Source organism: Chryseobacterium pennipullorum (genome assembly GCF_003384725.1).
Lineage (GTDB): Bacteria > Bacteroidota > Bacteroidia > Flavobacteriales > Weeksellaceae > Chryseobacterium > Chryseobacterium pennipullorum.
On the sequence record NZ_QNVV01000002.1, the window covers coordinates 129,784 to 147,686 of the forward strand.

Sequence of the window (17,903 nt, forward strand, 5' to 3'; positions counted from 1 at the left end):
GCTGCCCCTTGGGGCAGCCACTTGCTATTTATCAATAAAAATTAATTTAATAACTAATATTCATCGTTTTGCAAAATATTCGGATTAGCCTGGATCGCAGTAATCGGAATCGGCCACTGCCATTTTGCACTTCCTACTTTCAACACCTGCGCAACAGCAGGCGTTCCTGTACCATCAAAAAGATCTCCTTTACCTGATCTCTGAACCGGAAGGGCTAATCTTTTTAGCGTATACCATCTGTCATTTTCAAAAGCAAGTTCCAGTCTTCTTTCTTTCAGGATGGCGTCAAGAAGATCCTGACCTGATTCTGTTCCCGGAGTAAATGAAGAATATCTTTCTGCTCTTAATTTATTCAATAAAGCCAGAGCCTGAGCAGGGTTAGTTCCTGATCTGTAATAAGCTTCCGCAACATTTAATAGTACTTCAGCTGCTCTAAGGTATTTAATCGGTACAACATTAGATGGGCCACCATTACCGGCATATTTTGTTACGTGGTTGTATTTTTCTTTACTGTATATACCCGTTGTAAAATAAGCAGATTTTCTAATATCATCAGCTCCGTATGCGGTATAAAGATCATAATCAACAACAAATTCTGATCTAAGACTAGGAACTGCCTGGTTGTATGCCGCTCCTACCGTATTATTCGATTCTGCCGGTGCATTTGACAGTTGGAACAGAACACCATCAGTGATTCTTGATAACCCTTCATTCTCTTTCCATATTCTGGTAAAGTTATCCATCACAGTAATACTTGGTGCGATTCCCAATGCCAATTCTCCATATTTGATGGTATTGGCATAATCCCCTTTATAAAGGTTCACTCTTGATAATAATCCATAGATAGAAGCTTTGCTTAATCTTCCTTTATCAGCATCATTCTGGGTAATATTATCAGCAGCAAACAGAAGATCTGCGATAATTTTATCATACACCTGATCAACTGTCAGGTTACGGGATGCTGTATTATTTAATGGAGCATAGGTTTCTGAGTAGTAAATCCCTATTGTATTTTTAGCATTTGGAGACTGTGTTGGAATTTGAGAATATGCTCTTACCAGATCAAAATGGGCAATTGCTCTCAGTCCTCTTGCCTCTGCTTCCATGTTTGTCTTTTCTGTGCCTGACAACACTCCGTTACCAAGATATTTTAAAACAAAATTTGTTCTGCTGATTGCCATATAAGCGGCACTATATAGTCCCGTAGTTTGTGAGTTGTCTGAAGAAAACTCGAAGTTGGATGCTGCAAAATTAGTATTTCTTCCCGAAGCCGTACGAATCAGATTGTCCGTAGTAAGGTCTCCCATGATAAGTTGACTACCACTATCTCCGTTATAGTACCCACTTCCTTTAAATGCAGTATAAGCACCATCCATCGCCTGTCTGAATGATTCAGCTCTGGTCATTGATTGATCCTGATCTTCGTTAATTGATGAAATCTGATCTAAATTTCTTTCGCAAGACGTCAACGTAACAAAGATCGTCAACGCAGCTAAACTTATTTTTATTATATTCTTTTTCATAAAGCTAGTCGATATTAAAATTCTAATTGCAATCCTACCAAGATTGTTCTTACAGCTGGATAAGTATAAAGGTTGAATGATCCCGGAACAAATAATGATGTAGAGTCAGCAGATCCTACTGAAACTTCTGGTTCGCCGTGGAATTTTGTTACAGTAAATAAGTTTTGTCCTTGTGCATATACTCTAAGTTTATTAACAGGTGATCCTTCTCCCAGGAACGCTTTATCAAACGTATATCCTAGTGTAAGGGATCTCAATCTTAAATAATCTGATTTTTCAATCCACTGATCGGAATCACGGAGACCATTGCTATCTACCTTCTGGAATACTCCTGTATCACCTGGTTTTTGCCAAACGTTAGCCGCGGCCTGTGCCATATTTCTACCTGCCACAGCAAGCGTTGGATTAACGGCAGCGTAGTACATGTTGTTATACGTATAACTTCCAGTTTTGAATGAGAAATCTGCACTGAAATCAAGTCCTTTGTACTGAAGTGTAGTTCCAAATCCACCAAAGTTTTTAGGGAATGGAGATCTATCAGTAATAGGAACTGCGTTGGAAGCACTGTAAACATCGGTGATGTTACCTGCTTTATCGTAATATAATGCTTTTCCGTTATCCGGGTTTACTCCTGCAAACCTTACATTATAGAATACGTATGGAGACTCACCAACTTTAAGATAAGTATCTCCTAAGTTTCTTTCAGTCTGTCCATCAGCTAATCGGTCAAGAATGGATTTCTGGAAAGAAATATTAGCATGTAAATTCCACTGGAAGTCTTTTCTTTTGATTACATCGACACTAAGCTCAACCTCAAGACCTTTCTGTGACATATCCCCGGCGTTGATATACTGGTAATATCCTCCTTCCTGTTTATCCAAAGGTACTAGCTGTACGAAATCTTTTCTCTTGTTCTGATATACTTCTACGGATCCTCGGATTCTTCTGTTCATCATCGTGAAGTCTACCCCTAAGTTGGTAATCGCATTAGATTCCCATTTAAGATTGGTGTTCCCGATAATATAAGCGGTTTTATCTAAAGTTCCTGGATATAGTGTGCCATTGGCTCCATATAAACCGTAGCTCACGTTTGATACATTATAATAATCAGGCAATGTACCGTCGTTACCCGTTGTACCATAGGACCCTCTAAGCTTTAAATCGTTGATAAAGCCTCCTTTCATAAACTCTTCTTTCGCGATATTCCATGCTGCACTTGCGGACCAGAATACACCGCTTTGGTTATTCACTCCAAATCTTGAAGAAGCATCTCTTCTCAATGACCCGGTTACCAAATATCTACCCTCATAGTCATAGTTTAACATTCCTGCCAAACTGAACAGCGTATTTCTTGTTTTGATCCCTGTAAATGTATTTCTGTCCGAAGGTGTGGTAATACTTGGAACACTGATCACTGGAGATTTTAATCCATAAGCTCCTCCATTCGTTGTTTCATTGAAATTATCATTGTATTCGATGAATCCCAAGAAATCGAAGTTGTGGCTTCCGTATGATTTTTTATAATTGATGGAGTTGTTCCATGTATAATTGAACCCGTAGAATGAATTTTTGTTTAATGCACCCGTAGGAACCCCATTCACTGTGAGGTCTAGATTTGATCCTTTCTTCAGCCATTGAGTCCCCATAAACCAGTCATAAAGACCGTTGAAATTGGTTTTAAATTTCAGTCCATCAATAATTTTATATTCAGCGAATAAAGTGACAGGAATTCTCAGTCTCTGATCCTCCAGTCTGTAATTACGGATCTGCTCCACAACATTTGAACCAGCTCTCATCGTTTGGTTATAACTTCCGTCAGCATTATAAATCGGCTCATAGGGAGCATACTTATACATGGCTCCGAATGGATTCTGCGTATTGTTTCTGTCTCTGAAATTTTGTGTTACTTGGTATTGAACTCCAAGGTTGATTCCTACGTTTAGCTTCTCACTCAGTTTATTGGTAAAACCGAAGTTACCGGTGTACCTTTTAAGGCCGTCTATATCTCTGATAATTCCATTGTCAGAGTCATATCCCAATGAGTAATAAAAAGTACTTTCTCTGGATCCCCCTTGTGCACTGAATAGGTAAGACTGGATGCTTGAAGGCTTCAGAAGGTCTTTTTGCCAGTTGTGGTCATAAGCAGCCAATCTGTTCATTTCCTCCTGAGATCTCGGTTTAAATCCAAGATACCCTAACTGATTCTGAAAGTCCATCAACTCCCTTGAATTCATCATGGTGTAGTTATTGTCCTTCAATCTTTCACTGAAACCGAATTTAGATTCGAATGAATAATGGGTTTTTCCGGCTTTTCCGGCTTTAGTCGTTACAACCACTACTCCGTTTGCCCCTCTCGCACCATACTGCGCTGTAGCGGCAGCATCCTTAAGAATTGAAATCGATTCTACGTCCGCAGGGTTGATCGCACTAAACTGTCTGGCAGTCATATACATCCCGTTTACTACATAGGTAGGTTCAGAAGAACCACCAACACCTGCTACTCCTCTTACCTGGATGGTAGCAGCAGCACCCGGCTGCCCTGTAGTACTCTGTACAAATACCCCTGAGGCTCTACCCTGTAGAGAGTTTCCGATCGACGTTGTGGGAGAGTTTCTTCTGATTTCATCACCACCCACCACTGCCTGGGCCTGAGTAATCTCATCTGCTTTTTTCTTCTGGTATCCAGTAACGATTACCTCCTCGATCTTATTCTCCTTCAGAATAGAATCATTCTTAGATTTTTGCGCAAAGGCAGCTTGTCCTAAAAAAAACAATGCTCCAGCACTTAATACATGCAACTTCACATTCATTATTAACAGATTTTAATATATTCAAGCGACAAATATGTTAATAAATATCAACAAGATCAATTTACCAAAACCTGAAAACAGCTTACCAGAAAAGAAATATTCTCATTGATCTATCTCAATCACTAAAGAATACTTTTAATTGCATTTAAAATTTTAACAAAAAGTAAAGCATTTTGAATATTAAGAGAATTTTAACAAATAATGAAATTAAAATTAAAATAAATGTATTTTAATTTATTATAGGAAAATATACATTAATATGAATAAAACAAAGAATAAAATTACAAGAAAAAAGATTAAATTGGCGCTAGAATATACGGAATTAAGCACCATTTCAGTGGTATTTATCGTAAAATAGATCGTAAAAAAGAATGAGACTGTCCTTTAAGAAACAGTCTCATTTTAAAATAATTATAATTTGTTAGTCTTTATAGGTTATTCCATGTGTTGATTTTTTTCTAGTAGCCAGGATTTTGATTGGTATTTGGATTATTAATTAATTGCCATGCAGGTATCGGCCATAAGTCCAGTCTTTTAGAGAAATAAGGACGTCCCTTACTTTCTATTACCTCCTGTGCTTTTCCAAATCGCTTCACTGAAAACCATCTGTCAGCTTCTCCATACAATTCTTTTCTACGTTCCATTAACACATCGTCTAATGTCACTGCTGCTAATGGAGCAATTCCTGCTCTCTCTCTCACTTGATTTACAGGAGTTAACGCATCACCAGATGTTTTCAATCTACATTCAGCAAGGGATAATAGTACATCAGCATATCTTATGATAGGTATATTATCCGCACCACTACCGGGGTTGCTGTATTTTCTAAAATAATTTCTTCCTTGTGCAAGAGCAAACATTTTTCTTTTATCGTCCGTATCGAAAATACTCATAAACTGTGTACGTAAAGAAACTTCTCCTCTTCCACCTACGAGGGCAGGATAAAAAAAGAAAGCCTGGTTTCCACCATCTGTCTCGGTGAAGTTAATTTTGAAGATATGTTCTGTTGATATAGAAGATGAAAATAGTGCTGTATAGCTTGCAGAAAGTGAATACCCTTTAATATTTTCCAGAATAGCTTTCGCATCATTATATTGGCCCGTCTCCATATAGGTTTTGGCTAATATCACTTGAGCAGCATCCAGGCTTAGGAAAGTTTCGGACTTTTCGTTGTTCTTTTTAAAAAATTCAATCGATTTTTTCAAATCGTTAACGATAGATTCATATACAAACTCTTTTGAATCTCTTTTTGGACGGACAACCTCATCTGCAATATAAATTGGAGTAGTAACATAAGCCACGCCTCCAAATAAGCGTACCAAATTTAAATACATTAATGCTCTTCCAGCATAGGCTTCTCCCAATACCTGATTTTTTACAGGATCAGTAATCGTATTCCCCAGGATTGGCTTTGTTTCTACCTGGTCAATGATCGCGTTACAGGTTCTTATTACGGTGTAATGTGCCCCAAAAATACGTCTTACAGACAGATTGGTATCTAAAAAGTTACTGGCACCAGCTTCTGCGAATTCAGAAAAAGTGCCGGTATGTGTGAAATCATCGGCAAAAAGTCCTTCAAAAAAATGCAATTCTCCTCCATATACATATCGGTTCTGCATATTATTATAGATTCCGTTTGCTGCAGTTCTGGCAATTGCATCAGTTTTTATAAACCCATCTCCTACCTGCCTGTCCGTATCCACAGTTTCACTTCCTACCATATCTCTTCCACATCCTACTATGGCAAGTAAAGAAGAAGAAACGATCAGATATTTAATTATATTTTTTTTCATTTTTAGTTTAGAAATTTAAGTTAATACCGAATTTAATTGTTCTGTTCATTCCCTGAGTAAAGAAATCTGTTCCAGTGGCTACATTTGCCTGTCCGAAAGCGTTTACTTCAGGCTCTGGTCCACTGTAATTTGTCCAGGTCCAAAGATTATCCGCAGCTATAAAAAATCTCAATGTCATATCACCGATCCCCAGTGTTCTTCTAGGTAAGGTATATCCAAGCTGAATTTCTCTTAATCTGATGTAAGAAGCATCCTCAACGAATCGAGATGATGGTCTGTTGTTCCATGACTGATTAAATCCTCTCACAGGACGTGGTAAACTGGCATTAGGGTTATCCGGTGTCCAGTAATCTGTCTGATCAGCTAATTTCCCAAAGAAAGGATTTCCTGAAATCCCTGCAAATGTTTTGGAAGAGTTATACATATCCTGGCCAAAAACAAATATGATATTTGCTGAAAGATCAAAGCTTTTATACCTGAATGTGTTTCTGAAATTTCCAAAGAAATCCGGTTGTGATTTCCCTAAGAAAACTCGGTCATTTGAGTCGATAACCCCATCTCCATTAACATCTTCATACTTTACATCACCAGCTCTGATCCCCTGATCAAATATAGCTTTAGGAATTTCATCGTTCGATCTGTAAATACCAATGGCATTAAAACCGAAGAATGCCCCTACCGGCTGCCCAACATCAATTCTCGTGGCAAAACCAAAATCTATAGGAACAGGCTGGTCTCCTAAAAGTTTGGTGACCTCATTCTTATTAAATGTAATATTAAATTGCGAGTTCCATCCTAAATTTTCTGACTTCAGAATAGCAGCATTAACTCCAATTTCATGACCTCTGTTGTACATTTCCGCAGCATTGGATCTATATGTCTCAACCCCGTTTTCCAATGGCAATGTACCATTTACCAAAAGCTTACGTGATTGTTTATAATAAAAATCGTACGTAAGATTGATCCTGTTTTTAAATAATCCGATTTCCAGTCCTGCATCGGTTTGACCGGTTCTTTCCCAAACTAAATTAGGATTAGCAAGAACGCCTACCCCATAAGTAGGATTTGGGTTATAGGTAGGTAACAGACCATAGGTGTAAATTTGGGCAGCAGGTGATACGTCAAAATTCCCTAAACCTGATTGATTTCCAAGCTCTCCCCATCCGGCCTTTACTTTTAACAAGCTCACTACATCTTTTTTAAACCATTCATTATCAGAGATCACATACGCTGCTGAAACTGACGGGAAGTACTCAGTTCTGTTATCATAAGCCAGTTTTGAAGAAGAATCTGCTCTGAAGGTAGCATCAATAAATAGATTGTTGAAGATCTCCAAACTTAATCTTGAGAAGTAAGAGAATGTTCTGTTCCCTAATGATGGATAGTAAGAAGCTATAGTTTTTTGCGAGCCAGCGTCCGGTGAAGTAGCTCCTAAAGGTATATTTTGCGTTTGAATATCGGTGAAGAATGTCCGACGGTTAAAATACTCCAATCCACCCATTAAGGTAAATCTGAATTTATCACTTATTTTTTCACTGTACGTGATGGTGTTAAACGCTGTAAAAGTATTATACAATCGTCCATTATAGTCTGCCTGCCCTTTAGCTCCCCTTCCCTGATAAGTATCTATTGGAAATAAACGTGATTCATCATAATTGATCCTTTCCAAATTGAATCTTGTTACCATATTGAGCTTGGAAGAAAATTTGGACTCAAGTCCTAGTGAAGTATTTACTCCGAAAATTTTTGACAAACCTTTTACATCTGTAGCATTCTGTACCGGGTTTGAAAAGGTCCATGTATCTGTATTATAACTGCCGTCAGGATTCCAGATATTTTGTCCTGGTGGTTCTAGAACAGCAGCACTCAAAGGTGCGTAAATATTATTATCACCATTTATTCTATTGATGTTTTCATTGGAAAGTCTCACAGAACTTACTACTTTGAAAATATCATTAAGTTTCTGATCCAGATTTAATGTAAAAGTCTGCCGGTTGTACTCCTGTCCTTTTATCACGCCTGACTGGTCAAAATTGGAGAAACCAAGGTAAAAAGTGGTTCTATCATTACCTCCCGATGCACTGGCACTTAACTCGTATAGCGGCTGATCTTTTCTGTAAATCTGACGGATATAATCATCTCCGAAATCTGATCGGTAAAAATCTTCAATGGACTGACCGGAACCAGGGCTCCACACACCATTGGTGGTAGACCAATAATTTCTTCCTCTGCTGGGAGTCGTATTAAATTCTGCCAGGTCAAGCATTCTGTAATAATCTCCAGCTTTCATTTTTTCAAATGTTTTAATAGGATTCTGGAAACCTACCGTTGAATTCAGACTAAAATTTATTTTCCCTCTTTTCCCTTTTTTGGTTGTGATCAAAACTACTCCATTGGCAGCACGGGATCCGTAAATCGCAGCAGCAGCAGCATCTTTTAATACTTCAATGTTTTCTACATCTGCCATATTCAATTGAGACAGTAGGTTTCCGGTTTGTCCTCCGTACGCCACATTCCCGCTTGGAGAATTGGATGATATAGGAATTCCATCCACTACATATAAAGGATCGTTACTGGAAGTTATACTGGAAACCCCTCTTAATCTAACATTAAAACCAGCTCCTGGTGCTCCTGATGTAGGCGAAACCTGCAGTCCGGTTGTGGCACCTTGCAGTAGTGCGTCTGCACTGGGTGCTGAAACTTTCGTCAAATCGTCTCCTTTTACTTTGGAGATCGATGTCGTTACTTTTTTGGCCGACTTGGTACCATATCCTACCACCACAATTTCATCTATGTCCTGTACCGACGTCGTGTCTTTTTTCACTTTTTGTGCCAGTACAGCCTGTCCCATAAAAAACAGTGCGCCGACACTTAATACTCGTAATTTCACATTCATGTTAACAATTTTTAATATATCCAGAGGCAAATATGTTAATAAAAACCAAAAACGTCAAATTATAAAACACTGATAAACAAGCGTTTAATATTAAATTATTTCATGAAAAATAGGATAAGGTAAAATATATAAGAGCTATTTTTAAAAAAGACTAAAAAAAATTTAACATATTATATCTTTAACAGAATTTTAACAAGTATTAAAAATTTTCCCAATTTTAATTTATTTTATTAAATCAGTAAAAAAAATCAACAATAAAGGAGATTATTAATAAAAAAAAACAGTATATTAATTTTAAAATCACACAAAAAACCAGCACAAAAACAGAAAAATAATCAATAATTAATCCGAAAAACAACAAATTACCTTTTAATTAAAACATATTTTTAATTTTTATACAAAATCAACACTAAGAGAAATAGTAATTCAATTCAAAATTCCATGTATCTTACCTGATCCTAAAAATCAGAGCGCCACCTTACTTATTATCAAAAAAAGCATCCCATTGGTATGGAATGCTTTTTATCATAATCTTATAAAAGTCGTTATTTCTGAAAGCCGTAGTATCTGGCTCCGTTCAAAACCGGGTTATTGGATTCTACAGAAACAAGGCCGAACCCTTTATAATCAGGATTAACTGATTGATTCAACTGTTTTCTATGTAACTTTTCGTAGGTTTCAAAACTAACAGGAAGTCTGTTGTTAAGATTTTCAAATACATTCCATTTATCCACAACGTTTTTCCAGTTCGCAGAAACTTTCCCGGCAAAAACTTTTGATTTGGAGCCGCTTCCGTAACCTAGGAATCCTATCTCATTTCCGGACAATTCTTCGTTTTCATTGAACGAAGTCTGCAAACCGGAAAGAAATGCCATAAAAATGGAAGCTGTATACATATTCCCTATTTCTGAAGAAGCGCGCTGCGTCTTTTCGATCTGATCAGTGATCAGCTTCAGATAGTTCTCAGATTTTGCCACCGCTTTCTGTTCTTCCGGTGTTTCATAGGAAAGTCCGTTTTCAAGGCTGTAAATCTCTGTAAATACTCTCTTGCCGTGGAAGGCATATGGAAGGTGGAAAATAATATATTTCCAGTTTTCGTAAGGCTTATGTTTACCCGTACCTTCTTTATAATGCTGATAAGCTTCTCTTATTCTGTCCTGATAGCACTGGTTGGAATACTGGCCGTCAAAAACAGGTTCATCGCTAAAGACTTCAATTGTTTCCGGATAGGTATCCGGTGCTCCTGTCAGATCTTCTTTGTTATATAATCTTCTTGGTTTGAAAAAGTCGAAAACACTTTCTGTGGCAACTCCCCAATGATTTTCTATTTCCAGCAGATCAGGTTTTGAAGAAATCAGCAATGCGACTGCTCCACCTCCCTGTGTATATTCTCCTGAAGAAGCCAATTCGTATTTTGCATAATCGCTGGCGATCACCACTGCTTTTTTATCAGGATTCACCCTGACAAAGTCTAGGGCATTGTGCAAAGCATCTACTCCACCAACACAGGCAAAAGTCATATCGAGAACATCACAGTTCCTGAAACATCTTTTTCCGAATTCTTGTTCCAGCACCCCTTCTACCATCTGTATCGCGTAGGAAGCAGTAGGTTTGGCAGCATCTACTGCACTTTCCGTTCCCAGGTAGATCCTTGCTATTTCTTTTGGGTTTACAGTATAATCTGTTATCAGTTTGAGCAATGCTTCCGCTGCAAATGTTGCTGCATCTTCATGGACATCCGCAAGCCCCATCTTATGAAGTCCTAATCCTTTCTCCAATTTTGCAGGTTCTATGCCTCTTTTTTCCGCTAAATCCTTAATTTCCAAATATAAAGAAGGCACATAATAGCTTGCCGCTTCAATTCCAAAACTCATAATTTCTTAAATTTTAAACGAATTTATGAAAGATAATGTAAAAAACAACAGTAAAAACTATTGATTTTTGTTACATTACTAAAATCTATCACAAGTACAACGTATCAAATCACAAGAATGAAAAGCAGGGCATTTGAAATTAATTATGTAACAGGCAATTTAAGAGATGCAGCCATATAATTAGGCCGGCAAAAAAATTGCCGGCCTCTGTTTATTTCTATTTGAAATTTTCAATAGCTTTATTTAATACATCAATCTGTTTATTGATGCTTGCTGCTTTTTGAGGGTTCTGTTTGAGAAGTTCCATTTTTTTGCTTAAGCCATCTTTCAGCATCTGAACCACCATCATTTTTGCCTGAGGATTATCCCCCATCTGATTTTTTGCATATCCTACGATTTTGGTTATACTTTCTGTCGCTTTCAGGTTATCGGAAGACATAATCCAATTGAAGCCTTCTTCAGCAGATTTCCCCAATTCCGGATTTTGGAATTTAATGAATGGGTAAAATGCAGCCAAGGGCGCAATATTTGACATCTGGGAAGTCACCTTATTCTTTACAATTACCGGAAGGAGCTGTGCTTGAAGCTCATCAGAAGCGCCTTCCAGGTCAATCTTATCTGCGAGAGAATTTGCTTTTGAAGGATCGATGGCCAAAACAGCACTTAAGGAATTTCCTTTAACAGCATTGGATACAGCGTTCACTCCTTTTTCAAAAAGTGGAAGATATTTTTTATCCTTTGTTTTTGCTAAAGCAGCAATGGCAGCAGCCTGAGTTAAGGTTTTGGGATCATTGGCAGCAATCTTTTCAACTTCAGAGCTTAAGGCTTTCATCTGCTCTGCATGAGTCAGATCAATCAGCTCCAGTGCTTTTATTCTTACTCTAAAGAAAGGATCTTTCAGGGCCGCAGCCAGTAATTTTACCACTGCAGGGCTTTTTCCGGTCTGATCTTTTATTCCTTCCAGGGCACGGTATCTGCTTTTGAATTCTTTAGAACCGGTAAACTGCATTAGGTTCTGTTCCGGAGTTTTTGTATCAGCGATTTCAGCAAGCAAGACTCCATCTGCATTGATATTTACCAAGTCAGGTGTTTTGGAAACATCAAAACTGAATGTATTTTTGGCCTGGGCATTTACCCACACGTTATATCTTTTAGGCTTTCCATTATCATATACATCAATGGCCAATGGGAACTCAAACGGCTGATCCTGAGTCTGGCTGATCGTGACTGAAACCTGCTTTTTTACAGGCTCAAAGGTAAAGGAAGAATTGATTTTCGGATTTCCATTTCCAAAGTACCATTGATTGAAGAACCAGTTCAGGTCTTTTCCAGATACTTTTTCAAAGGAAAGTCTCAGCTGGTGGGCTTCGGCATTCTGGTATTCATTCGTTTTGAGATAATCATTCATTCCGGCAAAGAAGGCATCATCTCCAAGATAATTTCTGAGCATATTCAAAATGCCGCCTCCTTTCTGATAGGTCACCAGGTCAAAAACATCTTCACGGGATTCATAATTAAAACGTACCAGGTTTTTCTTGAAGTCTGAAGGATTGTGGATATACATATTCACATCTGTCATCAGATGATAGTCTGCCTGATCTTTTCCGTATTTATGTTCATTCCAAAGGTATTCGGAATAGTTGGCGAAGGATTCATTAACGGTAAGATTACTCCAGCTTTCTGCCGTAACCAAATCTCCAAACCAGTGATGGAATAATTCATGAGCGATGGTGTCTTCCCATTTATTTTCATCAATAAGCTGTCCTGGTTTCTGAAGAATGTCGCTGCCGTGAAGAGTAGCTGTTGTATTTTCCATGGCACCGCTTACATAATTTCTGCCGGAAATCTGTGCATATTTTGCCCATGGATAGTCGTAATTCATTTTTTTTGAGAAAAAATCAATCATTTCCGGAGTATTTCCATAGATCTGTTTGGCATACGGCTCAAATTCCTTTTCAATATAATAGTCTACCGGAATATTCTTCCATTTATCCTTTACGATAGCATACTCTCCCACTCCCATAAAGAAAAGGTAAGTGGAATGTCTTTTGTCCATTACCCAATGATCCGTTCTAAGCCCGTTGGATTCTTTCTGAGAATTTTTCAACACTCCGTTCGAAAGCGTTACATATCTGTCAGGAACGGTCATGTAGATTTCCTGAGTTGTTTTCTGGTTGGGTTTATCAATGGTAGGAAACCATGCAGATGATGATTCTGTTTCCCCTTGCGTCCAGATCTGGGTTGGCATATCAGGTTCTGTTCCCTGTGCATTGATGAAATAGAGTCCTTTAGCATCATTTATAGCCATGCTTCCCTGTTGTTTCACCTCATTCGGGCGCGAGGTGTACTTGATATAAACAGTATAATCCTGGTTTTTCTGATAGGTTTTATCCAGTGCAATTTTCAGGATATCATTATTATATTCATATTTCAGAGGAGATTTTTTGCCATTGTTATCAAGCGCTACCTCATGAATCAGCATTGCTTTTGCATCCAGTATCAATTCATTGGCAGGATAAAAATAAGGTGAGGCCGTTAGCCATTCTTCCCCATTCATCTGCTCCTTCTGGTAATCAAAATTTACTTTCAGCTTGGTGTGTTTCAGCTCCGTTACTTTGGTATGAGTTGCTCTGTATACTTTCTCTCTCCCTGAAGTGTCGGTCTGTGCTGATAGCTGGGCAGAAAATAATACTCCCAGTATTGCAATGGATAAAATGGCCTTTCTCATCGGTCTTCTTTATTTTTTTAGAATTATTTTTTTATGATGATTTCAAAAATATCATTCACTAAGGTTTCGTAGTCGCCTGTTTTCAGCTGCTCTTTTGTTTTCGCAAAAGCTTTTTTAAGCTCACTTTCCGGGTTTTCATCATCGATGATCTCTGCGGAAGCAACCCCTTTTAGCTGAAGCACTGTATTTTTAAGAACTTCCAGGTCTGTCTTTTCTTCAATATTTATTTTTAGATACTTCATGATTTACTTTTATACCTACTGTTCATCACCGGTTTTGATACCGATGTGAATTCGAAAATGTTATTCTTCCAAATTTAAAACTTATTTTAGAAACAATCTTCGTTGAATCCGGGTAAAAACAAGATTTTTAATTAAAAAAACTGAAAAAACAATATAAAGATTCACAGTGGGTGCAAGATGGTATCGCCTATGAAGTATTGAGAACTAGAAGGGAAATAATAAGTATCAAAAGTTTTTGCAAAGACCAGTGCTGGTGAAGCAGATCCTGGAACGATGTTATATTTCCACAGCTTATGGAATCAAAATACCATAAGTAGAGACTGAGAAGAAAAACACTCAGTCTGGATCATCAGGATAGAAAACAGTAATTACAAAAGATATGAGAAAAGCTTTTCTGATATCAGATCGCTACGGGAGCCTTTATGCCCGGATGCGGATCATAGTTTTCCAATGTAAAATCTTCAAAATTGAAATCAAAAATATCTTTTACATCCGGATTGAGCTTCATCGTTGGAAGCGGTCTTGTATCTCTTGAAAGCTGTCTGTTGACCTGCTCAAAATGATTATTGTAGATATGTACATCTCCAAAACTGTGCACATAATCTCCTACTTCAAGATCACACACCTGCGCGACCATCATCAGCAACAACGCATAACTTGCAATATTGAACGGAACACCAAGGAACACATCTGCACTTCTCTGATAGAGTTGCAGCGATAATTTTCCATCCGCAACATAAAACTGGAATAACGCATGACATGGTGCCAATGCCATATTGGGAATTTCAGCAACATTCCAGGCAGAGACGATCAGCCTTCTGGAATCGGGATTTTTTTTAATCTGGTCTATAACCTCTGTAATCTGGTCTACCACTTTTCCGTCTGCTCCATGCCAGCTTCTCCACTGAGCTCCATATACAGGTCCCAGATCGCCATTTTCATCAGCCCATTCATCCCAGATGCTTACTCCGTTATCATTGAGGTAACTGATGTTGGTATCTCCTTTCAAAAACCAAAGCAATTCGTAAATGATGGATTTGAGATGCACCTTCTTTGTAGTCACCAGAGGAAAACCTTTTGACAAATCATATCTCAGCTGATAACCGAACACACTCCTTGTTCCGGTGCCTGTTCTATCGGTTTTATCTGTTCCGTTGTCTAAAATATGCTGTAAAAGTTCCAGGTAATTTTGCATTTTGAAGGGAGTTTTGTGGTTCAAATTTACTAAAAACCAGTAAAAAAAACACTCATTTTTATGAATGCTTTTCATTGTTTTTTGTTAAATATTTGTAAATCTGACATCTACAGAATATGATATTGCAAATTTACATCGGATTGCTACAAGACAATAACACTAATGTTTTTACTGTTTCCGTTGATCGATTTTAGCTGGCCAAATTTATTTTTCTCAATAAACTTATCATCCCAGTAATCCAGGCTCACCGGACCAAATTTAATCAGCTTTTTGTAATGGCTGTCATCGATGATGTCTTTGGTACCATAGTCTATAGAAATATCGCCAATCGATTTAAGCTTTCCCATTCTGCTGTTATCGATAATATCATTGGGAAAGTAATCAACAGACTGATTTCCTATTTTTTTTACTTTGCCGAATTTCTCTTTATTAAAGATGGAATCATCCCAATAATCAACAGCAATATCTCCAATACTTTTCAGTTTCCCGTATTTTGCACTGTCTTTGTTCAGGTCATCCCAGTAATCTACTTTGACCCCGCCAATGCTTTTAAGCTTTCCATATCTGTATTGATCAAAATACTTATCATCATAATATTCTACCTGACCATTGAGATCCGGAGAATGAAAATCGGTAATCAATCCCTCAGCATCTAAAGTAATGACAAAGCCATCCATACTAAGATTGACAGATTTCAGATCATAAGTTCTTCCGGAAACATTGGCACGCGTCTGCGCCTGAATAAGTACACTGCCCAATAAAAAAGCAGAAAGAAGTAATTTTTTTATTTTCATCGTTACGTTATTGTTGATTTACCATATATTTTCAATATTCTGGGTCATATTGTTGATGGTAAATGTCTCTGCTACTTTCTTGCCAAACATGGCTTTTACCAATGGCGATTCTGCGGACACAGTCATTATCTTCTGCTGGTCAAGAATAATTTCCCCGATGGAAGCAGAAACATAGAACAAGCCTTTACTGGTCTTCACCAACGCTCCGTTCTGCACCTTTTCAGATGGGTCAGCAGTAATTTTTTGCAAAACAGTCTGCTGATTTAAGGTTTCGTTCAATTGTCTCTGTAGATTATTGATCTCCTGCTGAAGCATTTCGCGGCCGGTTTCATATTTGTCTCCCATCGAGCTTTTTGTATCATTATTGGAAGCCCGGGTTTCTTCAATAAGGTTTTCAAAATGCTGAATTTTATCCGCGATCTTTGTTTTAATATGATTTAATATTTCCTGTTTGTCCATTGTAATGTTGAATTTTATTGAGACTGGAAACGTCACCCGCCGAATCTATAATTTTGCCCCCATATCAGAGGGCAATAAGATATCATTTAAAGTGAGTGTTTACGCTCCTGTTCGAGCCTGACTGTAGCCGGTATCACTTTTCAAATACCGCGTAATCTGAAACTTTGAAATTGAAGTCTTTTCCTGTATTGAAATCTCTTTTCGTTTTATCAAAAACATTTCTGAAGGTTCCTGACAAGTGTTCATCTTCAATGCTAAAGTTAATAGGTTCTTTTGACATATTCAGGACAACAAGCACTTCGTTTGCTCCGTTTTTTCTTACATAAGAAAGAATTTTATCATTAGCAGTGGTATTCAGCAGATACGTTGTGACATTAGAATCTCCCCCTCTTAAAGCAGGGTTTGAGGCTTTCAGATTCAATAATGTTTTATAAAAATCTGCAACCTGATAAGTACGGGTCCATTTAATCGCATCTTTCTCGAAAAATTCAAGTCTTTTCATATTGGGAAGCTCCTGACCTGAATACAACAGGGGAACTCCATTCCATGTCGCTGAAAATACGGCCATTGGCTTTGCAATCACCGCATATTTTTCATATTCTGTGCCATTCCAGGAGTTTTCATCATGATTGGAGGTGAACCATGCTCTCATAGAACCGTCACCTATATTAGAATACTTTAGCAGCAGGTCCCTGAGCTCCTGTAGGGGTTCGTTTTTCTTATAATAATCGGCTGATTTGTGCATCCACTTCCATGAGTAGCTCGCATCAAATACTTTTCCATATTCTGGGCTTTCCAGCTCATCAAACTCACCCAGCCAGAAAAGAGGCTTTACTTTCTCTACCTCGGGACGAGCCTGTTCCCAGAAATCAACTTCTACCCATGAGGCAAGATCACATCTGAATCCATCAATATTGGTTTCCTGCACCCAGAATTTCATGGCTTCAATCATCGCCTGTCGCATCTCCTGGTTTTTATAGTCCAGTTCGATGATATCATCCATTCCCGATGCGATATGGAATTTACCATCTGCATCTTTCAGGTAAAATTCAGGATGGGTTTTTGTCCACACATGATCCCAGCCGGTGTGATTGGCCACCCAATCGATAATGACATGGAAGCCCAGTCTGTGTGCCTCATTCACCATATCTTTGAAATCCTGTAAAGTTCCGAATTCCGGGTTGATGGAGGTATAATCTGCTGCCGCGTAAGGGCTTCCCAGACTTCCTTTTTTATTCTGCTGGGCTATCGGAGTGATGGGCATAAACCAAAGGGTTCTGACTCCCATAGATTTCAGGCGGGGCATTTCTTTAGCGAATGCTTTGAAAGTTCCTTCCTGAGTATATTGTCTGATATTGACTTCGTAAATATTAGTCGTATGTTTCCATTCTTTTGGCAGTTCTGTCATCTTCCCTGTTTTTTTTTGAGTGGTACAGGAAACAATTCCCAGACCAATTACAGCTAATAAAATTAATTTTCTCATTAATCTATTTTTAACAAAAATAAGGATTGTTTTTGGGGCAGAAAGGATAATGGAGTGAAAAAGGGATATAAACCGGGAAAGTAAGGAAGTTTTATTGTTGTTTTTT

11 protein-coding genes are annotated in these 17,903 nt (G+C 38.0%); all 11 read right to left on the minus strand.

All coding sequences use genetic code 11. The features are described from left to right. Positions 1-53: 53 nt before the first annotated feature. Complete coding sequence (locus DRF67_RS03025) at positions 54-1,523, minus strand: RagB/SusD family nutrient uptake outer membrane protein (RefSeq protein ID WP_115926536.1); 1,470 nt, start codon at positions 1,521-1,523, stop codon at positions 54-56. 14 nt (positions 1,524-1,537) lie between these two features. Further along, on the minus strand, positions 1,538-4,333 hold the full coding sequence (locus tag DRF67_RS03030) for a SusC/RagA family TonB-linked outer membrane protein (RefSeq protein ID WP_115926538.1): 2,796 nt from the start codon (positions 4,331-4,333) through the stop codon (positions 1,538-1,540). 458 nt (positions 4,334-4,791) lie between these two features. Then, positions 4,792-6,126 carry a RagB/SusD family nutrient uptake outer membrane protein gene (locus DRF67_RS03035; RefSeq protein WP_115926540.1) on the minus strand — a complete coding sequence of 445 codons (1,335 nt, stop codon included), beginning with the start codon at positions 6,124-6,126 and terminating at the stop codon, positions 4,792-4,794. A gap of 7 nt (positions 6,127-6,133) precedes the next feature. Further along, on the minus strand, positions 6,134-9,022 hold the full coding sequence (locus tag DRF67_RS03040; RefSeq protein ID WP_115926542.1) for a SusC/RagA family TonB-linked outer membrane protein: 2,889 nt from the start codon (positions 9,020-9,022) through the stop codon (positions 6,134-6,136). A 545-nt stretch (positions 9,023-9,567) separates the two neighbouring features. Beyond that, on the minus strand, positions 9,568-10,896 hold the full coding sequence (locus tag DRF67_RS03045; protein WP_115926544.1) for a hydroxymethylglutaryl-CoA synthase family protein: 1,329 nt from the start codon (positions 10,894-10,896) through the stop codon (positions 9,568-9,570). A gap of 217 nt (positions 10,897-11,113) precedes the next feature. Next, positions 11,114-13,624 (minus strand): M1 family metallopeptidase, encoded by a 2,511-nt coding sequence (locus DRF67_RS03050; protein ID WP_115926546.1) that lies wholly within the window; start codon positions 13,622-13,624, stop codon positions 11,114-11,116. Between the two features lie 23 nt (positions 13,625-13,647). Then, positions 13,648-13,866 carry a hypothetical protein gene (locus DRF67_RS03055; protein WP_115926548.1) on the minus strand — a complete coding sequence of 73 codons (219 nt, stop codon included), beginning with the start codon at positions 13,864-13,866 and terminating at the stop codon, positions 13,648-13,650. A gap of 400 nt (positions 13,867-14,266) precedes the next feature. Then, positions 14,267-15,061 (minus strand): thymidylate synthase, encoded by a 795-nt coding sequence (locus DRF67_RS03060; protein WP_115927050.1) that lies wholly within the window; start codon positions 15,059-15,061, stop codon positions 14,267-14,269. Between the two features lie 143 nt (positions 15,062-15,204). Next, positions 15,205-15,855: a hypothetical protein gene (locus tag DRF67_RS03065; RefSeq protein WP_115926550.1), complete on the minus strand. Its 651-nt coding sequence runs from the start codon at positions 15,853-15,855 to the stop codon at positions 15,205-15,207. Between the two features lie 18 nt (positions 15,856-15,873). Next, positions 15,874-16,314: a hypothetical protein gene (locus DRF67_RS03070; RefSeq protein ID WP_115926552.1), complete on the minus strand. Its 441-nt coding sequence runs from the start codon at positions 16,312-16,314 to the stop codon at positions 15,874-15,876. Positions 16,315-16,447: 133 nt separating this feature from the next. Continuing rightward, positions 16,448-17,797, minus strand: a complete 1,350-nt coding sequence (locus DRF67_RS03075; RefSeq protein WP_115926554.1) for an alpha-amylase family glycosyl hydrolase — start codon at positions 17,795-17,797, stop codon at positions 16,448-16,450. Positions 17,798-17,903 lie beyond the last annotated feature (106 nt).